Annotated in this window: 17 protein-coding genes, 3 tRNA genes and 2 pseudogenes; 13 read left to right on the top strand and 9 right to left on the bottom strand. The window is 60.3% G+C overall.

Features of this window, described 5'->3' with window-relative positions:
- Positions 1–13: 13 nt before the first annotated feature.
- Positions 14–1,846, bottom strand: coding sequence for a gamma-glutamyltransferase (ggt, locus tag R3C98_RS02320; protein ID WP_371312501.1), 1,833 nt, complete (start codon positions 1,844–1,846; stop codon positions 14–16).
- A gap of 80 nt (positions 1,847–1,926) precedes the next feature.
- On the opposite strand from ggt, the gene R3C98_RS02315 reads away from it, so the two are divergent.
- The 7 genes from R3C98_RS02315 (at position 1,927) to R3C98_RS02285 (ending at position 10,302) form a co-directional block, all read left to right on the top strand.
- The gene (locus R3C98_RS02315; protein ID WP_371312500.1) at positions 1,927–2,925 is read left to right on the top strand and encodes a P1 family peptidase; all 999 of its coding nucleotides are present in this window, start codon (positions 1,927–1,929) and stop codon (positions 2,923–2,925) included.
- Positions 2,926–2,954: 29 nt separating this feature from the next.
- Positions 2,955–3,974, top strand: coding sequence for a serine protease (locus R3C98_RS02310; protein ID WP_371312499.1), 1,020 nt, complete (start codon positions 2,955–2,957; stop codon positions 3,972–3,974).
- Positions 3,975–4,059: 85 nt separating this feature from the next.
- Positions 4,060–4,136, top strand: a tRNA-Arg gene (locus R3C98_RS02305).
- 197 nt (positions 4,137–4,333) lie between these two features.
- Positions 4,334–5,512 carry a glycosyltransferase gene (locus tag R3C98_RS02300; RefSeq protein WP_371312497.1) on the top strand — a complete coding sequence of 393 codons (1,179 nt, stop codon included), beginning with the start codon at positions 4,334–4,336 and terminating at the stop codon, positions 5,510–5,512.
- Between the two features lie 24 nt (positions 5,513–5,536).
- Positions 5,537–7,042, top strand: coding sequence for a lipopolysaccharide biosynthesis protein (locus tag R3C98_RS02295; RefSeq protein ID WP_371312496.1), 1,506 nt, complete (start codon positions 5,537–5,539; stop codon positions 7,040–7,042).
- 318 nt (positions 7,043–7,360) lie between these two features.
- On the top strand, positions 7,361–9,874 hold the full coding sequence (locus R3C98_RS02290) for a hypothetical protein (protein WP_371312495.1): 2,514 nt from the start codon (positions 7,361–7,363) through the stop codon (positions 9,872–9,874).
- A gap of 8 nt (positions 9,875–9,882) precedes the next feature.
- Positions 9,883–10,302, top strand: a complete 420-nt coding sequence (locus R3C98_RS02285) for a hypothetical protein (RefSeq protein WP_371312493.1) — start codon at positions 9,883–9,885, stop codon at positions 10,300–10,302.
- 70 nt (positions 10,303–10,372) lie between these two features.
- Here R3C98_RS02285 and R3C98_RS02280 read toward each other — a convergent pair.
- Positions 10,373–10,449, bottom strand: a tRNA-Arg gene (locus tag R3C98_RS02280).
- 141 nt (positions 10,450–10,590) lie between these two features.
- Here R3C98_RS02280 and R3C98_RS02275 point away from each other — a divergent pair.
- Positions 10,591–11,589: a TraB/GumN family protein gene (locus R3C98_RS02275; RefSeq protein ID WP_371312492.1), complete on the top strand. Its 999-nt coding sequence runs from the start codon at positions 10,591–10,593 to the stop codon at positions 11,587–11,589.
- 68 nt (positions 11,590–11,657) lie between these two features.
- On the opposite strand, the gene R3C98_RS02270 is transcribed toward R3C98_RS02275, so the two are convergent.
- The 5 genes from R3C98_RS02270 to R3C98_RS02250 all read right to left on the bottom strand — a co-directional run bounded on the left by R3C98_RS02270 (position 11,658) and on the right by R3C98_RS02250 (position 15,015).
- Positions 11,658–12,035, bottom strand: a complete 378-nt coding sequence (locus R3C98_RS02270) for a hypothetical protein (RefSeq protein WP_371312491.1) — start codon at positions 12,033–12,035, stop codon at positions 11,658–11,660.
- A 323-nt stretch (positions 12,036–12,358) separates the two neighbouring features.
- Complete coding sequence (gene hisN / locus R3C98_RS02265) at positions 12,359–13,168, bottom strand: histidinol-phosphatase (RefSeq protein WP_371312490.1); 810 nt, start codon at positions 13,166–13,168, stop codon at positions 12,359–12,361.
- Positions 13,169–13,225: 57 nt separating this feature from the next.
- Positions 13,226–13,621 carry a helix-turn-helix domain-containing protein gene (locus tag R3C98_RS02260; protein WP_371312489.1) on the bottom strand — a complete coding sequence of 132 codons (396 nt, stop codon included), beginning with the start codon at positions 13,619–13,621 and terminating at the stop codon, positions 13,226–13,228.
- A gap of 65 nt (positions 13,622–13,686) precedes the next feature.
- Positions 13,687–14,073 carry a hypothetical protein gene (locus R3C98_RS02255; RefSeq protein WP_371312488.1) on the bottom strand — a complete coding sequence of 129 codons (387 nt, stop codon included), beginning with the start codon at positions 14,071–14,073 and terminating at the stop codon, positions 13,687–13,689.
- A gap of 36 nt (positions 14,074–14,109) precedes the next feature.
- On the bottom strand, positions 14,110–15,015 hold the full coding sequence (locus R3C98_RS02250; RefSeq protein ID WP_371312487.1) for an N-formylglutamate amidohydrolase: 906 nt from the start codon (positions 15,013–15,015) through the stop codon (positions 14,110–14,112).
- Positions 15,016–15,176: 161 nt separating this feature from the next.
- Between R3C98_RS02250 and cpdR the strand changes: the two genes are divergently transcribed.
- The 4 genes and pseudogenes from cpdR to R3C98_RS02230 all read left to right on the top strand — a co-directional run bounded on the left by cpdR (position 15,177) and on the right by R3C98_RS02230 (position 18,098).
- Entirely contained in the window at positions 15,177–15,536 is a 360-nt protein-coding gene (gene cpdR, locus R3C98_RS02245) for a cell cycle two-component system response regulator CpdR (RefSeq protein WP_034762043.1), read from the top strand.
- 97 nt (positions 15,537–15,633) lie between these two features.
- Positions 15,634–16,287: a TetR/AcrR family transcriptional regulator gene (locus tag R3C98_RS02240; RefSeq protein ID WP_371312486.1), complete on the top strand. Its 654-nt coding sequence runs from the start codon at positions 15,634–15,636 to the stop codon at positions 16,285–16,287.
- Between the two features lie 69 nt (positions 16,288–16,356).
- Positions 16,357–16,431: transfer RNA gene (locus R3C98_RS02235), tRNA-Val, on the top strand.
- 533 nt (positions 16,432–16,964) lie between these two features.
- A pseudogene (locus R3C98_RS02230) lies at positions 16,965–18,098 on the top strand (IS3 family transposase).
- A gap of 136 nt (positions 18,099–18,234) precedes the next feature.
- On the opposite strand, the pseudogene R3C98_RS02225 reads toward R3C98_RS02230, so the two are convergent.
- Positions 18,235–19,392: pseudogene (locus R3C98_RS02225) on the bottom strand (IS3 family transposase).
- A 36-nt stretch (positions 19,393–19,428) separates the two neighbouring features.
- Here R3C98_RS02225 and R3C98_RS02220 point away from each other — a divergent pair.
- Complete coding sequence (locus R3C98_RS02220; RefSeq protein ID WP_291075199.1) at positions 19,429–20,322, top strand: hypothetical protein; 894 nt, start codon at positions 19,429–19,431, stop codon at positions 20,320–20,322.
- A 205-nt stretch (positions 20,323–20,527) separates the two neighbouring features.
- Here the strand turns inward: R3C98_RS02220 and R3C98_RS02215 are convergent, their stop codons facing one another.
- Positions 20,528–20,848 (bottom strand): hypothetical protein, encoded by a 321-nt coding sequence (locus tag R3C98_RS02215; RefSeq protein WP_291075198.1) that lies wholly within the window; start codon positions 20,846–20,848, stop codon positions 20,528–20,530.
- Between the last annotated feature and the right edge of the window lie 97 nt (positions 20,849–20,945).

Below are 20,945 nucleotides of genomic sequence, written 5' to 3'. Positions count from 1 at the left end.
GAGGCGCAACCCTCTATTCGAGGGCGAGCGCAACCCCGTCACGACGCGGATCCGCCCCGCCTTCCAGGCCATCCTCGCGGACGACAATGACGTGCAGGCCGGAATTTTCACCCTGGCGCTCTTCGACATTGTAGCCCGCTTCACGGAGGGCTGCGGCCGCTTCCGGTCCGCCTTCACGGTCAACCTCCACGCCCACGATATCACCGCGGGCGATGATGTTTGGCAAATTGATGGCTTCCTGAGCCGACTTTCCCCATTCGAGCACGCCGACCAGCGTCTTGGCGACATAGGCGACGATGGAGTTGCCGCCCGGTGAACCGGTAACCATGAAAAGGTCGCCATCCGGATCGAAGACCAGCGTCGGAGACATGGACGAACGCGGGCGCTTGTTGCCAGCGACTGCGTTGGCGACCGGCTTGCCGCCTTTTGTGGGTTCACGCGAGAAGTCTGTCAGCTGGTTATTCAGCATGAAGCCGTGAACCATGACGGAGTTCCCGAACGCCGCTTCGACGGTCATCGTCATTGCGACCGCATTGCCGTACGGGTCGATGATCGAGAAATGTGTCGTGCCCGGACGATGGTCAGTCGGATCTTCCCCCCACATCTGGCGCATCGGGCCGCGGCCAAGGGCGATTCCCGGGTCACCCGGCGTTGCGTGCTCATCCGGGGCGAAGGCCTCAGTCGCGCGGACATCCAGATAAATCGGATCGATCAGTTCAGCAGCTGGAACCGGGACAAAGTCTGCGTCGGCCACATAATGGTCGCGGTCGGCATAAGCCAGGCGCTGGGCATCGACGAAGGCTTTCAGGAAGGCTTCCTCGGTCGCGTCTGCGTCACTGGTTGGCTTCAGGCGATCATACAGGCCGAGGATCATGTTCTGGGTCACGCCGCCGGAAGAGGGCGGCGGGGCCGAACAAACCTTGTAGCCATCCGGCTCCACACCGCAGAGGGCCGGACGAACGGCGACTTCATAATTGGCGAGGTCTTCCACCGTCATGGCCCCCGGCAGGGACGGATCATGTGAGACGGCATAGGCTATCGATTCAGCGATCTCTCCGGTATAGAAGGCGGCCGGGCCTTCAGTCGCAATCCGCTTCAGCGTTTCGGCATAGGCCGGGTTTGTCTTGATCGAGCCTTCCGCCAGCGGTACGCCGTCCGGATAGAAATAGGCTGAAGACTCCGGAAGGTCGTCAAGCCGGACAAATTGCTGAAGGCGATCGCTGGCCAGCGTGGCGGCGAGCTTGCGTTCCACCACGAAGCCATCTTCTGCGAGCGTGATGGCAGGCTGGAAGAGATCATCCCAATCCAGTTTGCCGGCAGCATCATGAGCCGATTTGTAGAGGGCGACTGCGCCCGGCACGCCGACAGACCGGCCGGACTGCCAGGAGGAGATGAAGTCCATCACCTCACCGTCTTTCATGAAATATTCCGGCGTCGCCGCGGCAGGTGCGCGCTCGCGTCCGTCAAATACGGTGATCTCGCCGCTGGCATGATCGTAATAGACCATGAACCCGCCACCGCCGATGCCTGAGCTTTCCGGTTCGACAAGTCCAAGCGCGGCATGCACTGCGATGGCCGCATCGACGGCCGTGCCGCCTTCTCGCAGGATCTCAAGACCGGCTTCCACGGCTTCGGGATTCGCCGCTGCCACCATGGCGCCCTTTGTCCATTCATTCGCGTCTGTCGTTTCCGGTGCGGCTTCTGCGGTTTGGCTGGCGGCTGCGTCCGCCGCGCTCTGAGCCGCTTCGGTTGCCGGGACATCCTGTTTCTCGCCGGGCGCTGCGCAGGCCGACAGGAGGAGGGCGGCGAGGAAGGGGGCGGCAAGGAGGGGGCGGGCGATCTTCATGGCAGTGTCCTTGGCTTGCGTGAGTCGCGGCGGACCTTAAGAGAGGGAATCCCAAAGGGAAAGACCGACAGGACATTGTAATGGCGACAACAGCCGGGAAACGGAATCTCATCACCGATATCGCGGGTATGCGCGTCGGGCAGGCACAGGACGCCGGTGTTGCGACGGGAGTCACCGTGATCCTCCCGGAAGCGCCCGTGGTTGCCGCCTGTGCTGTTGCCGGGGGTGGACCGGGCACACGCGAAACGGATCTGCTTTCCGCCGGGGCCATGGTTGACCGGGTCGATGCGGTCTTCCTGTCCGGTGGAAGTGCGTTTGGGCTTGGCGCCGCAGATGGTGTGATGGCTGGCCTGAAACGGGCTGGCCGCGGGTTCAGCCTGGTCGATAGGCCGGGTGTCCCACCGACTCCGATTGTGCCCGGAGCCATTCTTTATGACCTGGCGAATGGTGGCGACAAGACATGGGACGGGCTAGCGCCTTATGCGACGCTGGGTCTGGAAGCATTCAATTCTGCAGACAAGGATTTCGAACTTGGCAGGGCAGGCGCCGGATATGGTGCGCGAGCGGGTCAACATCCGGGAGGCACGGGATCGGCCAGCATCGTCACCACAGAAGGGTTCACGGTCGGTGCCATCGCCTGCGTGAACAGTTTCGGATCCGTCCTGATGCCCGGCACAAATGCCTACTGGGCCTGGCCTTATGAACTGGAGGGTGAATTCGGCGGCGGCCGCCCCCCCACAGATTATTCCATGGACCCGGAAGACTGGGGCGCCGCCAAGGCCAATCCGGTCCTCGGCCAGAATACGACCATCGCCTGCATTGCGACTGACGCGGCGTTGACGCCTGCGCAGGCCCAGCGGGTTGCCCAGATGGCGCTGTCCGGCTTTTCACGCGCAATCAGGCCGGTTTTTGCCCCCTTCGACGGAGACGCGGTATTCGTGTTATCAACCGTAAGTGACGCGCCGGTTCCAGATCCGCTGACGGTGACACGGATCGGAGAATTGGCGGCTTCGACACTGGCCCGCGCGATAACGCGAGGGGTGCATGAGGCGCGCAAGCAAACCGGCGCCGTGACCTGAGGGGACGAAATAGGGGAGGACGTTTCCGAATGAAACCAGTCTGGAAGGGGGCCAGCAAGTGGGGTCCTGCCATTGGTGCGATAGCGCTCGCGACGGCTTGCGTCGTCGGCGGCCGGGAGGCTGATCCGGAAGACTGGCCGGGGATTGTCTCGCTCCAGTCTCAACAGGGCCGGAACATTTATCACGAATGCGGTGCCTCCATGATTTCCCCGGAATGGGCCCTGACAGCAGCCCACTGCGTGGAAACAGTGCGGGTCGAAACAGAGACCGGCCGCGCCGCCCAGTACCTGCCGGACCTCCGCGGAGACCTGAAAAGGTTCGGTCCACTTCAGGTCGTCATTGGTGCCGGTACATTGGTGGAGACACCAAGGGATGCCACGTTTCCAATAGACCGGATTGTCATCCACCCGGGTTACGAGTCAGGCCATGCCGAGCGGGGTAACGACCTTGCGCTCATACACATTGCCGGGCGCTGGGATGGGCCGCTCTCCCGTCTCGATGGGCTGACGGGCCGGGCACCTGATTCGGAAGACACACAGACCGAAGTCGTGGTCGCAGGGTATGGCAACACGGAGGAACAAGGTACCCGGGAAGAGGGCTTCAACCGTACTGGCCGGCACGTCAGTGCTCCGAGCCTTGCGCTGATGGAAGGGATTGTACCGCCTGTCGATCAGCAGACCTGCAACCAGCAGATCGCCACTCTCATCGATAAATACGGGCTGGAAGAGGAATTTTCAGGGGTGAGCATCGATCCGGCACTACAGATCTGCGCGGGTTCCGGTGGAACGGATTCCTGCCAGGGAGACAGCGGCGGCCCGCTCGTCGCCCGCACATGGGAAGCCGGACCGGTACAGGTCGGTGTCGTCAGCTGGGGTCTTGGTTGTGCCCGTCAGGATAGCCCGGGCATTTACGCCCGGGTTTCGGCCTATGCAGACTGGATTTCCGGTGAGACAGGCATCGAACCGGACCTGGATACGCCGTCATCCCATCGCCCGGAATATGACAGGTTGCCCAGCGAGCCTGACGGCGCTGGGCATACCGGGGAATAGTTTCCCGGTTCCGCTGCAGAAGGGCAGGAAAACAGACTTGCATCCCGTTTGGGCTGACTGTATGTGTCCGCCTTCCTTTTGGCAGGCACCCGTAGCTCAGCTGGATAGAGCACCAGACTACGAATCTGGGGGTCGGGCGTTCGAATCGCTCCGGGTGCGCCATTTTCCGTCACTTTTAATGAATGCGACGCGGTGTGATTCCTTTCGGCCCCTGCGCTGAATTGCCCGTGCTGTCTGGCATGCAGGTTGCAGGTTGGGCATCGTATGACGGAGCCAATATTGTTCCTTCTCCAGCAAAACCGATGCCAGTCATGGGCGGCCTGAGACTGAGGAAACCTGATCGTCCTGAAGGAAGACCCATGTCCGCGAATTCAGTAACCGTGCTGATCCCAACGTTCAATCGGGCAGCGTTTCTGGTGGAGGCCCTCGACTCCATACTGGCGCAAACGCGCCGGCCTGATGAAATCATAGTCATCAATGACGGGTCGACTGACGACACGATCGAACGCCTTGAGCCTTACAAAAATGAAATCGGGATCCTGAATCAGGACAATTCGGGAAAGTCGGCTGCCCTCAACAAGGCCCTGGGCGTGGCGAAAGGCGACCTGATCTGGGTGTTCGACGATGATGACATCGCAGAACCGGACGCATTGGAAACATTGCTCGGGCTTCTGGCGTCAGACCCGGATGCCGATTTTGCCTATGGCCGGCACGACCGTTTCGAGGTTCAACCGAACGGACAGGTGACGTGGAAAGACACAGGATACTGGCGCAAAAGCCCACCGGAAGATTTCCTGTTCGAGACTTTGCTCGACATGTTCGCTCACCAGCCCGGTATGCTGGTGCGGAGGTCTCTCTATCAGAAGGCCGGTCCATTTGATGAATCGCTGATCCGATCGCAGGATTACGACATGCTGCTACGCCTTGCGCAGCACGGCCGGCCTGCACCCACAGAGCGCATCCTTTTCCATCAGCGCCAGCATGACCTGCCACGCGGAACCGCCGGCAAGGTCGTTGAGGTAGCAGAGAGAAATGCTGTCTGGCAGAAAAACGACCGGAAGATTTTCGCAGGCACGTTCCAGGTTCTGCCGCTTGGCAAATACCTCCCGACGAATGTTTCCCTGACCGGGGCGGGCATGACTCGACGGGCATTGATCCGTCGCGGTATCGTGATGGGCAGAAAAAACTACTGGAAAGAGGCTGGAGAGGATTTCAAGAGCGCGGCCCGCATTTCCGATCCACCGCTGACAAGGGAAGAGATCACAGACCTGCGGCAAATGTTCATGACCAAGTATGGATGCGATGAATACCTGTTGGACCGGGACGTGCAAAAGCTCTTCTTTGATATCAAGCACGCGTCTCCGGTTGGTAAGCAGATGGCCGCTGCTGCTGCTCGTGCGATGGCCTGGCGGGTACGTTTTGCTCTTCAATCGGGCAAACCATTGCTCGCATTCAAGCTTGCTTCATTCGTTATAGGTTTGATCGCCCCCTACCCACATATTCTCGTGGGGGATTCATCCCCCAGTACAAGAAGTTAAGCCCATGACGGCGCGGAGTTTTTGATGGCTGCCAACCTGCTTCGAAAGGCCGGACAGGCAGTCGCGCTGAACGCGATTGCGAACTGGACCACGCTGATCGGGTCGTTCCTTTCAATTGTCATCATTGCCCGGATCCTGACTCCGGAAGACTACGGCTTGTTTGTGATGGCGCTCATGTCCGTGGTGTTGCCGGAAGTCATTGCCTCCGGAACGCTGGGAGATTCAATTGTTCAGCGTAAGGAATTGCGGCCTGGTCACATCAATTCGGTCTTCTTGCAGTCCGTGATGCTCTCCATTGTTTTGTGGGCGTTGCTGACTCTTTTGGCGCCCCGCATAGCCGCAGCTTTCAATGAACCATCCGTGGTGCCTATGATTGTCGTGTTGGGGGCCATTCTTCCGATCGGTGCCATCATATCTGTGCCGTCCGCCATTTTGCAGCGGGATCTGCGCTACAAGGAAATCACCGTCATCGATATTCTGGGAGCTGTGATCGCTCCGATTGTCGGAATCATCCTGGCCTTGCTGTGGCGCAATGAGTGGGCGCTGGTCGGAATGGAATTGTCTCGCCGGCTGGTTCGGGTTTGCGGTTTTCTCTATTTCGCAAAGTGGGTACCCGATACGCGCTCCAGCTGGTTTGATTTCCAGGAATTGATCCGGTTCAACCTGGCCAATGGGATCTCGAAAATCCTGCAAACCTTCGACAAGATGCTGCCCAAGACGCTGATCGGCATGACGCTTGGGTCCCACGCATTGGGAGTCTTCAATCTGCCAGACCGCCTCTACCAGCAGGCGGCCCAGGCCCTGGTCGCACCTTTTGCTGCGGTGTCGATGCCCGTCGCCTCTGCCATGCAGGACAATCGCGAAACGCTTCACAAGGCGATGGACAGCGCAATCCGAATGGCGGCCCTCCTTGCTTATCCGACGTTCCTGGGCGCATTTGTTGTCGCCCCGTCTGCGATTCCGCTGGTGTTCGGTGAACAATGGGCACCGAGTGTTCCGATTTTCCAGATCTACGTGATCATCGGCCTGCGGGCACCGATCAACTCCATCATTCTCGGCGTGTTCCGCGGTGTCGGTCGGCCTGATGTGGTTGCATGGATCACGCTGACTTCGATTATCCTCACTGCAGTTCTGCTCGCGTTCACTTATCAGTATGGCATCGTTGCCATTGCATTCAGCTTGTTGGCGAAGCACGCAATTACATTGGTGCTCAGCACGTGGTTGATACAGCGCGTGGTTGGGTTCTCTGTCATGCGCCAGATACTGGCCGGTTCTTCGGCCTTTTTTGCCTCGAGTGTTATGGGTATCGCTGTCTGGTTGTTCATGGCATTTGTGCCGTCTGGGGAGCATCCACTTCTCCATTTGACTGCCGCCATCATTCTGGGGGCGCTTGTATACCCTATAGCGCTTTACTTTTTCATGCCCCGGCTTGGCCGCCACATCTTGCGTGCGGTCCGCATTTTTGTGTCGGGCCGGCCGCGTGAAGCCTTGCAGTCTGTGCGCAATGCTATCGCGCAGCAGGACGCGTGATCATTCCCGCAATGCCATCTTCCATGAAGCTGAGCCAGCGTTGGTAGACAAGTGGAGCGTTCGGCGCCAGATACTTTGATCACTGATAAAGGGGGTGAGCCCGACAGCACAGATGTGGGGCAACGCAAGCGGCGCGTGTTACTGGTTGAATAGGGCTCCCCGCCGAACACTCAATCCGCGTCCCAGAAAGACGATCTGTTACTGGAGGCAGGCATCGCGTCAGCGAATGTTTCCGAGGCATTGTCTTGCCGTACCAGGACTGGGCGTTATCCTTCCCGCAAGTTTTGCCTGGCAAGCCATGAATGTGAGGGGACGCACATGATCAATCACCTGTATAGGGGCCTCCTGGCCTTCACGATGGCATGCCTGATGGCGGCAGCTGGGGCCGCGCAGGGAAGCCCGGTCCATCCTCTGATTGGGAACTACGACATATATTGGCAGGGGCAGGACGACATGCCGCCAGTTGTCCTGCGCGTTTACAGGGATGGCGATGGGCAGCTGGTTGCCGATCTCGATTCCACAGAAGTCGCCTACGACTACACCACAAAGCCGGTGAAGACGGTTGCGGGCGGATACGAAATTGACTGGGGATTGTATCTGGGCAGCGAACGCGGAAGCCTTCGGGTAAGTCACTTGTCCACCGCAGACCATCGAACGGTATTTGGCACTTACAATACCACGAAGGGAGAGACTGGCAGCGAAATCTGGCGGCGAACCTCGCCGCGTGTGGGCCAGGTCCAGTCCATGCAGCAGACACAGATGAATGATTGGGGCATCTGGCGAGGCTTTTCGTACAAGGATCGATTTGCCTCGGGCCGCTCTTATGGAATCAAGCACCCGGTTGGAGCGCCAGTTGTTCTGGAAACGGAATTCACCAAAGAGACAAATCCCCGCAAGATGCCAAAGGTGTTCCTATTGCTGTACGGAGATGACCTTTGGGGCATGCAAGATATACGAGTGCCGGGAGGCTCCGGCCTGACGGTGTTCGAGAGCAACTGGCTGATCTGCAAACCCAGGACGGACAGCGGCCGTTTCATCTTTCCGAATGCAGGCTCATGTCTTTCAGAAAATGGCATTGAAGGAAGGGCGATCAGCCTCGCCGTCGGCCCTGATGCCCGGTCGGGTCCGAACTACGTGCTGTTCAACAACCAGATCATTCCCTTCCAGCTGGAGATTTCCGGCTATCCCGAGATCGAGGAGCCTGACCAGCCGCAACTCACAATCACGTCATTCAATGTCAGCCAGACCGAGTCGAAAGACCGGCTGCTTGAGATGCGCAAAGCACGGACCGAAGCGCAAAAGGCTTACGAACTCGCGGATGCGTCTGTCATGCGCGCAAAAAAGGATTGGGACAGGCGGTATTACGAATTCCGGGAAGATGTCTCACTGGCACGGGATGACCTGCTTGACGCACGGGACGCGGCGCAGCGGGATATGGATGCCGGCCTGTCCGAGAGCGACGCAATCGATGGATTGGTTGTTGCACAGAACGACTTCAATCGCCGTCTGAGCCTCTATGAGGGACGGCTGAACGACGTGGCCGACCAGCTGCGTCACGCCATAGAAGAAGCTGACCGGGCGAGCGACATATACTATCAGGCGCGGCACGATCTTGCGCAGGCCGAACGCCGCGCAGACCGGAGTGTGATCAGCGTATCGCTCATGCCGGGCTTCTCGGCTCGTCATGACCCGGAATACCTGCGGGCGCGCCAGAGTTTGGACGCAAACATTGCCCTTCTGGAAACCGCTGTCGAGCACGCGGAAGAAGCGCGAGAGAAAGCCCGCCGGCACATGTTGTTCGAAGACCAGAACGTCAGCCTCGAAATGGAAGACTTCGTATGGGGCACTGCTGCATCCACCCTGTCACAATTGGCGGTGGAGGCGGCGGTCCAGTTCGATGAGGGGCTCGATGCGGGCAAGGGTGGACCGCAAGCTTTCCTGCTTTGGGCGGGCCAGCGCATGTACAAGAATGTCTACGATCCCCCCAAGCTCTACGAGCCTGATTTCAACCTGAAGTCCACGCCGCTCTCTGCCGAGGCGATTCTGAGTGCGTACGATCTGGAAGACAGGAAGGTACAGGAGAACGCGGCGCAATATGCCAGCAAGGTATATTGGGAGAAGGGGTGGCTGGGCCTGGCGAAATCCCGCTTCAAGCAAGGGCTGATAGAGCAGGACATGACCCGCTATATCAAGAACCGGGTCGGCATGCCGGTCGACAGTGCGGACTACAAGAATATGACGGCCCTCATAGAAAAGCAGTACGAGGCGCTTCAGAAGGCTGACAAGTCATATCGTGCCAAGACCTTGCAGAGCGGCAAGACGGCATTTGCCAGGGAGTGGGGGAAAGATCTGGCCAAGGATTATCTGAAGAAGAATGCTTCGGAAAAAGCAAAGCAGCTGTTGGCGGAACTTTTCGAAGGCAAGGCCTGGGCCGACTACGCCTCTGCGCAGGCTGACTTTTACAGCGCTGTCCGGCACTTCAAGTTCACGGGTCACGTCTACTGGAAGAACCGGGACATGCTGAATGGGTTGAAGGCGATGCGTGCCGCGCTCGACGACATCGAGGCAGAGCATTCAGAAGGCTGGGTGTATTCAAGTGAGCCGATGGCCCTGAAGGCAAACATGCCGATATACCTCTTCCTGGACGGTGTTCAGGCGCCGGATGAAGAAGGCGTCGACCGCACCTATTATGACGCTCCACTGAAAGCATCGATCAATGGTGTTGCGCTCACGCGCCTGGCCGGGACGAACCATTTTCTCGTGCCGTCAGATGCGATCGAGACGCTGAAATCAACCGACCTCGACCATGCGATCCTGATTGTGACGGAATAGGGCGCCCAGTGAAGGTAGATCTCCCGCAGCCGCGTGTTTTTGCAATATTATCGGATCCCTACCGGCCAGTTGCTTGCCAAACCTCGCCTGAGTGCATCCGCCAGTTCGAGCGGGATCACCAGACAATCCTTCAGGCTGTGCCGGCCGGTCTCATTGAAATGGATGGTGATGCCGAAGCCGTTTCGCCCACAGACGGGCATACGCCGACCGGGCAAATATTTGAGTATTGGTTCGGTTTCGATCCGGAATTGCGCCTGATGTTGTTGATCCAGTCCCCCGGTGAGCCCTGGCAACTTTTGGAATTGGGCCGTGCTGCGACTTCGATATATGAGTTCGATCAGTATGAGCTTGCCCGCATAGCCCTGTGGGAGGCAGGCTGGAAACTCGTCTTCGACCTGGATCAGGCGGACCGAAACGCAAATCCGTAGGAAAAGCTGCGGTGTTCTGCGCCTCGGATCAACGAAGAGACACCCAACACTCGCCAAAAATGGATGAAAATGGCGCACCCAAGAGGATTTGAACCTCTGACCTCTGCCTTCGGAGGGCAGCGCTCTATCCAGCTGAGCTATGGGTGCCAAGCCGAGGCCGGTGAATAAGGCAAGCTGGCCTGCAGTGCAATGGCGCAGTGCCGCTGGGGCGGCAAGCAGCTGAAGTGCTTCCCCGGCAGGCGGGGCCGGTCTAGGGTACCGGCAGCGGGGTAGAAGAGGTTTTTCTCCATGAAGCGAACAGGTTGGGCGGCCATGGCGGCTGCGGCGATGGGGCTGGCCGTGGCGGGCTGCGGCGATCGCGGCACGATCGAAAGCAAGCCGGACCTGTCGCCGGCAGCCGAACGCGCTGCGCGGGAAGCGAAACAGGAGGCGCTCTACGAGGCGGCCCTGGCGGCGGCCGAAGCGAGCCATGGCGCCGGTGAGCCGGCCGTCTGGACGCTGGCCGATGAGGACACGACCATCCGCATCATGGGCACGGTTCATTTCCTGCGTCCGGAGCTCGACTGGCGCTCCGCGGAAATCGACACCGCACTGGAAGAAGCAGACACGCTGGTGTTCGAAGCCGATGTGTCCAGCCAGCAGGCCGCCAGCGAAATGATGACCTTTGTCTCCAGCCATGCCCTGTTCACCGATGGCCGCCAGCTGACCAGCCTGCTGGACGAGGCCGAGACGGCTGAGCTGAAAGACGCGCTCGACTATCTCGGTTTTCCCCTCGGCGCGATGGAGACCTTCCGGCCCTGGTATGCGGCGGTGAACCTGTCCGTCCTGCAGATGAAGAAGGACGGTTTCGACCCGGGTGCCGGCGTGGAGCAGGTGCTGGAGCGCGAAGGCAAGGCCGCTGGCAAGGACTTCGCCTATCTCGAAACCATCGAGGAACAGCTTGGCCGGTTCGCCAACCTGCCGGATGACGAGCAGGTCGACTTCCTGATCTCTTCCGCCGAGTCGGTGGAGGAGGGGAGCGAAATGCTCGATGTGCTGGTCGATGAATGGGAGGACGGCGATGTCGCCGGGCTCGCCGCGCTGATGTCCAATCCGGACATGATGGGATCGGAAGCGATCTATGATGCGCTGTTGAAAGAGCGCAACCAGGACTGGGTGCCGAAGATCGAAGCCATGCTGGACGAGCCCGGCACTGTGCTGATTGCGGTCGGCGCCGGCCACCTTGCCGGCAAGGACAGCGTGATCGAGCTGCTGCGCGGCGAAGGCTACGAGGTTGAAGGCCCGTAGCGCCCAGCAGGTGCGGCGCCCGTGAAGGCGCTTGGTCTGTGAGCTGAGTTTTCAGGGCTGGGTGCGCGTCAGGTTTCCGGCAGGGGTAGGCTCAGCGGGCCGTGTATCGCGATGCCGCAGATGGCGGGCGCCATACCGGCATCATGAAATTCGCCGAATTGCGCAGAATAAGCTGGCGCAGCCGCGCAGCCATCGCACGCAGCGGCGAGGCGATCATTGTAATGTTCTGAAGGTTTCAGCCAGTCGCGTTCGGCTTTCTGTCCTGGCATCCAGTCAATGCTGACAAGATAGACGCGCAGGTTCGGCGTGATGCTCCAGTGGTATTTCACGCCCCTTCCATAGGCTGCCCGGATCTCAGCGCGCAGCATCAGTACCTGGACCCAGATGATGGGCCAGAGAAAGGCGAGCTGCGGCGGGAAACCTTCGGGAAGACGGAAGAGCGACATGGGCCGGACTATACGTCAGACTACGGAGGTGTTGGATAGGATTGTTGCCGGGTGAGTGGCTGCAGCAGGATGAGGCGGTTCAGTTGGTGGATAGTCCTCCACTTGCGTCACGCCCGATGGCCAACGGCCATCTGGGCGCCCATCCCTGAACGAGGCGCCGAGCACGTCATGACATGACGTTCCCGATGCACTGGTCAGAGATGGGTCCCCAGACCGCTGCGCGGTCGGGGATGACGCGTGCGGGGAATGACTGGAGCAGCACAAAATCTGTCTACGCCATGATCATGCATGACTTGCCATGACTATACCGGACTATACCGGACTTAGACTGCGGCAGGCTCCAGAAGGGCGAGGGCCTGGTCCATGACGGCGTCGCTGGCGGTGCAGAGGACCTGACCGCCGAGGCTGGCCGGGGCGCCGGTCCAGTCCGTTGCGTGGCCGCCCGCGCCGGTGATGACCGGGATCAGCGCCGCGACGTCCCAGGCTTTCAGGCCGCTTTCGGCCACCAGGTGGATCGTGCCGCCGGCGAGCCGGGCATAGGCGTAAGCGTCGAGGCCGTAACGGGCGAGGCGCGAGGCGCCTCGCAGGCTGGCCCACGCCTCTTGTTCGAGGCCTTTCAGCATGTAGGGGTCGGTCGTCGAGATCACGGCTTCGGAGAGGGACGGGATGTCCGTCACGTTCAGCGGGCTGCGTCCGCCGGGTGTCTGGAGGGCCGCACCGCCCGGCCAGCCGATATAGCGCTCGCTAAGGACCGGCTGGTCGATCACGCCGATCAGCGGGAAGCCCATCGGGTCCACGAGCGAGATCAGCGTCGTCCAGACCGGCAGGCCGGCGACGAAGGCGCGCGTGCCATCGACCGGGTCCAGCACCCAGCGCCAGCCGGACGAGGAGGGGGATTCGCCGAATTCTTCCCCGGTGATGCCGTGGTGAGGGCGTTCGCGGGCGATGATGTCGCGCATCGCCTTTTCGGCGGCGCGGTCGGCTTCGGTGACCGGGTCGTAGGACTGGCCTGCGCCGGCCTTGTTATCGATTGCGCTCAGCGCACGAAAATGCGGCCGGATCGCTGACCAGGCCGCATCGGCAAGACGATTCGCGAGCGCGAGATCTTCGTCGAGATTGAAATCAGGGCTCATGCGACCAGCTAGGCCCCAAGCAGCCCGGCCGGTCAAGCATGGAAAGGTTAAGCCGGATCAGGCGGCGCCGTGGCCGGACGTATCGCCTTCAAGAGCCTTTGCCAGATCCAGCAGGCGGCGGCGCGGACGCTCGTCGAGGCGGTAGTAGGCGCGGACCAGTTCCAGCGTTTCCTTCTGGCTGAGGATGTCGCTTTCGAGGCGTTCGGCATCGTTGGCAGCATCCGGTGTGCTGCTGGCGGGCATGCCGTCAAAGAAATACTGGACCGACACATTCATTGCCTTGGCCAGTTCGAAGAGGCGCGAGGCGGTGATGCGGTTGGCGCCGCATTCATATTTCTGGATCTGCTGGAAGCGAACGCCGACCTGTGTCGCGAGGTCTTGCTGGGTCATGCCGAGAAGGCGGCGGCGGCGGCGGAGGCGCTTGCCAACGTGCAGGTCTGTATCATCAGCCATGTTATTCTACTCCGGGCGGGTCTTAGCTTGGGACACCAATTGTCCCGTTTCGGGGTTTCCGGCGATCATCTCGCAAACGGCGTGCCGGGAGGCATGACTGCCCAATTCCCGGGCAGATTTATGAAAATTCCTTCCTGCGGCAGCCTGTCCCTTGCTCGTTTGTGCATCGCAGCATAAATCTGGTCCTGCACTTCGGTGCAGACGCCTCTGGCGTTTCCTCCCTTTGACTTTACGGCCGCGCTTTTCAGCGCGGCCCTTTTTTTGGTCGAAGTGTTCGAGGCACTGTTTTTATTCAGAAAAATATCATTTCTGATGGCGATTGGCTGGGAAAAGAGCCCCTGGATCAGCCGCCGCGCCCCCTGTCGCTGCGTCACCCACAAGGGGCCGCATGAAAATCGCGGCGGTCCCCGAATTCCATTCAGGCCGTGCAAAGCTGCCATGCCGGGTTGCATGGGGCGTTTTTCGCAAAATCGGGGGCAGGTGAAAAATTACACCTTTGGGAGGATCGGCGCAGTATCCAGCAAATTGGAGATAACTGTCTCAATCGCGTCGGCGAGATCGTCGAACCGGTCCAGACGCTCGACGGCGTGCTCATCCATGTACAGTCCGCGATTGATCTCGATCTGCAGGGCGTGGACACCGCGCCGCGGCTTGCCGTAGCGCCGGGTCGTGTAGCCGCCGGCATAGGGGGCATTGCGCGCAACGCTGAAACCAAGCTCGCGGAAGGCCCGCTCGGCACGGCCTGTCAGGCGCGGATCGCAGGAGGCGCCGAACCGGTCGCCCAATACAATGTCTGCCAGTGCGCGGCGGCCCGGCTGGACCGACGGCATGGAGTGGCAATCGATCAGCACGGCGTGGCCGTATGTGTCGCGCAGGGCGGCCAGTTCGTCGCCGAGACAGGCATGATACGCGTCATGAATGTGGCGTAGGCGGGCTTCGCCTTCCTCCGGTGTCAGGCGGCGGCTGTAGATTTCGGTCCCGCCAGCAGCAACGCGGGGCAGGCAGCCGAGGCCGGCGTCCACGCGCGCTGTCGGCATGCCGCAGGTGCGGGGCGGGGGGCCATCGAACATGGACGCGTCCAGTTCCCGCGGATCGCGGTTGAGATCGGCGACCGAACGGCCGTAGCGCGCGGCCAGCAGGCTCGCTCCGGCGGCGGGCGCCGTGGCGAACAATTCCTCGATGAATGCATCTTCCGTGCGGCGCAGATCCATGACCGGCACGCACAGCGCGTCCAGCATGCTGCCGGGATAAAACGACCCGGAATGCGGCGAGGCGAACAGGAAGGGGGTTACCCGCCCCGTCGGCCGCGTCAGCGTATAGGGTGCCTCGAACAATTCCGTCCCGGCAGGGCCGGACACGACAGGAACAGGGGCGAGAGGGGGTGTCGGACGCATCCCGCCTATGGTTTGCCTGTTCGTGGCAAGGTCAAGCCCCGAGCGGCGGCCCAGGGGGCGACAAGGTAAAAAAGTCAGATCAAATTTGGCGTTATTCACCGCTGATTTACCCGGATCACTGTTTATGCTTAGGCTAATCGGACGGATGAAGGGGGCCCCAGGTGACAAAGATCCTGCTGGCTGAAGATGATGACTCCATGCGCGCCTTCCTGGCCGCGGCTCTGCGCCGTGCGAGCCATGAGGTGCAGGACTATGCCGACGGCGAAACGGCGCTGGCGGCGCTGGAGCGCGAAGTCTTTGACCTTCTGCTGACCGATATCGTGATGCCTGGCCTCGACGGGATCGAACTGGCGCGCCGCGGTGCCGAACTCGACCCGGCCATGAAGATCGTCTTCATCACCGGCTTTGCCGCTGTGGCGCTGTCGTCCGGATCACCAACGCCGGCGGGGGCAAAAGTGCTGTCGAAGCCGTTCCACCTCCGCGAAATCGTTGAGGAAGTCGACAAGGTGATGGCCGCCTGAGGCCACACAATTCCGGAAATCGCCCCGGTCCGGTCTTGAAACCCGGTATTTTCATACCCATCGTTACAATAATGGTGACGCATGGAGGAAATACCTCATGACCGAGTATAACGCTTCCCCCCGGCGCGGGCGCCCCCGCAGCTTCGACGCCGATGAAGTCATGCAGCAGGTGCAGGAGGCCTTCTGGAAAGGCGGCTTCGAAGGCACCTCCATCGGCGACCTGACCGGCGCGACCGGCCTCAACCGGCCCAGCCTCTACGGCGCTTTCGGCGACAAGCATGCGCTCTACCTTCAGGCGCTGCAGCAATACCGCGAGGCGATGCACGCGGCCGGCCGCCAGATCCTGGAGGATGCGCCGACCCTGCGAACCGCGCTGGAAGATGTCTACCGCGCCGCGATCCGCATCTACACCGATGATGAGGAAGCCCGCGGCTGCTTCGTCTCCAGCACGGCCCCGCCCGAAGCCATGCGCGACACGAGCGTGCGCCGGGAACTCGCGGCCACGAATGACGGGCTGGACGAGATCTTCGAGGCCCGCATTGCCCGGGCCCAGGCGGAAGGGGAGGTCTGCACCGCCCTGCCGCCGGATGACGCCGGCCGCATTGCGTCTGCCATGCTGCATTCCCTGTCGGTCCGCGCGCGGGCAGGGGCCTCCAAGCGGGCGCTGCACGCCCTTGCGCAGAGCGCCGTGGACCTGCTGGCGAAGGCGCCGGAATCGGGGAGTGACCCAGGCAACAGCGAAGCTGGCTGAAGACGCTTGACGCAGGCGCGCCGATTGTCCATTACCCACGCTTCCTGACGGGGCCGACGGCTCCCGGACGGGCGGTTAGCTCAGTGGTAGAGCACTACGTTGACATCGTAGGGGTCACAAGTTCGAACCTTGTACCGCCCACCATTCCTTTCCCGGCACCTGGCGATTGGCTGCTCCCGCATGGCTCATGCGATTGAGCATGTGGGTTTCGCCCTCACGTTCGATGTCTTCAGTCAGGTGCGGTCGCCGAACGGCAAACAAGCCGGAGGCTGTGAAGCCTGCGTGGCGTTTTGATTTTGTTCAAAGAGCGCGTGCCAGCCGATCCACGTCACCCGAAAAATCCGGGTCTGGGCGGACCGGGATTCCATTCCGGTCGGCCAACTCCCAAATGGATTCGGGCAGATCAGATTTGGTCGGCATATCATTTCTGCCGATCAAGATCGGAATGACGGGAATGTCTCGCCCCAGAACTACCTCTATCTCCGTTCTCACCGGATCATCATCCTGGAACAAGCGCTTTTGACCGTCTTCTCTGGCCGCTTCCAACCAGCTCGCCCCGATAATGACCAAAGCAACCTGGCAGTTTTCCAACCTGTTCTGAACGTGCGTGCTGGTCTGCCTCCCGAAAAGTGGTCCGTTATTTGAGTTAGTTCCGGCTTCAGATATGGAGCTGAGACATGGGCAAGAGAGCCAAGCCTGAAGAGATTATTGCGAAACTGCGGGAGGTGGAGGTTCGCCTCGCTCGCGGTGAAACTGCAGCTTCGGCGGCGCGCGCCGTCGGTGTGACCGAACAGACCTACTACCGCTGGCGCAAAGAGTATGGCGGCCTGCAGGTCGACCAAGCCAAGCGCATGAAAGATATGGAGAAGGAAAACGCCCGGCTTCGGCGCGCAGTCTCTGATCTCACGCTGGACAACCAGATCCTTCAGGAAGTCGTGCGGGAAAGTTCTAAGCCCTTCGCGTCGTCGTGCTGCAGTCGATCACGTGGTGGAAGAGCTTGGCGTCTCCGAACGCCGGGCTTGCCGTGTGATCGGCCAGCACCGTTCGACCAGCGCAAGCAGCCCATACGGCGAGATGATGAGGACGCCCTGACATCGGCGATTATCCGCCTGGCCGAACGGTTCGGCCGGTATGGCTATCGCCGGATCACGGCGCTCCTCAGAAATGATGGCTGGCATGTGAACGAGAAGCGGGTTTACCGCATCTGGCGACGGGAGGGGCTGAAAGTGCCGATGAAACAACCAAAACGCGGTCGTCTCTGGCTGAATGATGGCTCGTGTGGCGGCTGAGGCCGGCGCACAAAGGCCATGTCTGGTCCTATGACTTCGTGCAGGACCGCACCCATGATGGACGTGTGTTCCGCATGCTGTGTGTGGTCGACGAGTTTACACGGAGTGCCTCGCCATCCGAGTCGAGCGAAAGCTGAACTCACGGGATGTCCTCGACACGCTGGGTGAGCTGTTCGTTCGGCATGGGCCGCCGGAACACATACGCTCTGACAATGGCCCTGAGTTCATTGCACAGCCCTCCGTGACTGGCTGGCACGTATCGGCGTGAAGACGCTCTATATCGAACCGGGAAGCCCATGGGAAAACGGATACTGCGAAAGTTTCAACTCCAAGCTCCGGGACGAGTTGCTGGCGAGGGAAATCTTCTTCGATCTCAGGGAGGCCCAGATCCTGATCGAAACCTGGCGGCGGCACTACAACACCGCGCGCCCGCACTCTTCTCTGGGCTACCGGCCACCCGCTCCACAAACCATCTTGCCCGCGGCGTTCATACCGCCTTACTGTGAGGAGGTAGCGGCATGAACGCCGCTACGTGAAAACCGCCGGACTAACAAAACCGGTGGACCACCCCTGTGGGGCAGAGCACTTCCACCACGATGGCACCGTCAAATATGGAAATTTGATCTCAGTCCTGACCCAGCCCCCTGATCCGGGCCGTTTATTTGGAGACTCCGTTCGCCTTTCTTTCTGGTTGGGTGGTGGTGGTCAAGGCCCGCTGAGCGGAGCTCTTGCGTAGCTCAGGCGAAGCGGGCCGGGCTCGCCTGACATTATCAGCGAACCTCGCCGGAGCGAGGCCGCCGAGGGATGTATGAGGGCGGACGGTATTGTAATCGATCCGCCAGGCTTCGATAATGCTGCGAGCCTCGCTGAGACGGTCGAACAGGTGCTCGTTGAGACATTCGTCCCGCAGCCGGCCATTGAATGATTCCACAAACGCATTCTGCGTTGGCTTTCCGGGCGCAATGTAGTGCCATTCGATCCGGCGCCTCCGACCCATTTCAGGATTGCGTGACTGGTCAGCTCCGTGCCGTTGAAGACGATCATCTGAGGACGACCGCGCTGGTCGATCAGCCGCGAAGGCTCCGGGCGACGCGGATGCCCGACAGCAGACATCGACAACCGTCGCCAGGCCTCGCGTGTAAAGTCATCGACACGCAGAGCGTCCTGAACCGCCTGCATCACTCGAGGGCATCGGAGACGAAGTCGAGGCTCCATCTCTGGTTCGGTCCTCGGGAAGGTGCATCGGGCTGCGGGTGCCGACCGCGCGCTGCGGCCGCGCCGGCGCTTCACGGCGAGGCCTCCTGGTAGATCCGGAAGATCTTCTTGTGGTTGGCGCCCAGCCCCTCCCGGTCGAGCAGTATCCCCAGCCGGCGGTAACCGAACCGGCGGCGTCCGCAGCAGCGCTCGCGCGCTACGCATGGCCGCGTCATCGCCGCCTGTTTCTCATATTGGAACGTTGATCGATCCAGTCAGCCAGCTTGCAGGCCCGACGTTCGCTCAGCTCATGCACCGCCATTAGGTGCTGCACGGCTTACGTTTGACATCGGGCGTCAGAAGTTTTTCGAGGGCAAGATCCTGGCGCAGCATTGTCGAGCATCGCTTCGGCCAACAGGCGCTTCAGCTTGCTGTTCTCCGACTCCAGCGTCCGCAGCCGCTGGGCGTCCGACACCGTCATCCCGCCAAATTTGGCCTTCAGCTTGTAGAAGGTCGCATCCGACAGCCCGTACTTGCGACAGATGTCTGCCGTCTTCACGCCGCTCTCGTGCTCCCGGATCATCGCGATGATCTGCTCGTCTGTGAATCTGCTCTTGCGCATGTGTCATCCTCTCTAATCGAGAGAGTCTGCAAAATCATGGCCGGAATTCAGGGGGCTGGGTCAGGCGTAACGATCACCCTTTCCATCGTTCTGACTTTTATGGGCAACATAGTCTCCCAATCGGTTTCAAACATCAGAACCAACTTGATCCCTCTACTACAACGCAGTCTTGGGCAATTTGATCCACCAGATATTCGCACCGTTCAGGCTAGCGATCCGGATATGAAAATTGTCGATCAACCCGCGGATTGGCGGGGGAGAGCTAGAGATGGATTCATCGACACGTTGCCCGTTCTGCCACTTCTAGCGCTACAAGTACTCGCTCGCTATGCAGCACGAGGACTTTTGACATTGTTGGTCTATGCGATCGCCCTGGTGATCGCGGTTCTGATAGCTCTCGTTTTGTTTCATACGATTGTGTTTGCGGGTGGCTCGGCTCCAAAAGCATTCGCTTTGATTAACTCATTTATGCTCTGGATTACGGATAATGTGATCACCATAGGATTAGTATTTATCGGAGCGGGTCTCTTTGTCGGACTTATAAGTTTGCTGCTTCAAGCACCACGGATCTACCGCGCTACCAAAGCGTCTTTGTCTGAACAGGCACGCAAGCGCAAAATTCAAAAGGCGGACGCTGCGCGGCGCAAAAAAGAGCTGCAGGAAAAAAAGGCTGCAGAGCAAATGGCACGAAATGCGGCAGCCATGGAGGAGCAAAAGCGCAAAGATGCGGAAAAACAGCTCGCTAAGCTGAATGCGGATATAGAGGAATCTCAAAAACGAGCAGAGCGCGGCGACAAAAGAGCTTTGTCACTTGAAGAGCAGGCTGCCGAAGAGAAAAGAATAGCGCAGCTAGAACGCGAGAAAGTGGAGTTACTTAGAGAAGAGAGAGAGCGTTTGGCTGCACCACAGCTCAATAGTCCGAGTGATTGATTTTCCTAAGGCTGAGACTTCTCCGTCGCTCCCCACAACTCAAACCTTCCTAGGGTCGGGGTTGTCCGGTGCGCTTCTAACGTCCGCTTCTGGGATCAAGCTGACGTCTTGGTGAGCGCCAGTAACCGGCACGAGCGGGCCAATCCAAGTCGTTGCAAGCACTTATGCATGTTGCTTGAAAATCCCCACTGACTTGGCCGCGTGTCTACCCGAACAACCCCTCCGGCACTGGGTGTGCGATCTTGAGAAGCTCGTCGCGCCGATACGTCATTGAGCCGCCGTCACCATAGGCCGGGCGGCTTGTGGCGTGGCCCATGAGGAGGCAGCGCAGGCCGTAGTCGAGCCCGGCTTCCAGCATGCGCTTCTCGAAGGAATGGCGGAACGAGTAGATGACGTGGTTTTCCGTCGGGAACAGGCCGCGATTGCGGAAAGTGGTCATCAGGGATTGAGAGAGAAGGTCGCTGCGGTCGCGGTAGTGCGGGAAGCCCTTCGGCGCGCGCTTCATCGCTTCAAGTGAGACGCCCACCAGAGGGATATCGCGGATCGAGGCTGATCTGCCCCATCGAGGTGGTCCAACCGGGTCAATTTCCAGCCCTGCCTGTGAAGGCAGGGCCAGAGCGTCG

Source organism: Hyphomonas sp., from assembly GCF_041398465.1.
In the GTDB taxonomy this organism is placed as follows: domain Bacteria; phylum Pseudomonadota; class Alphaproteobacteria; order Caulobacterales; family Hyphomonadaceae; genus Hyphomonas.
The sequence above is the reverse complement of the archived record's forward strand: the minus strand, read 5'-3'. Positions and strand labels throughout refer to the sequence as shown.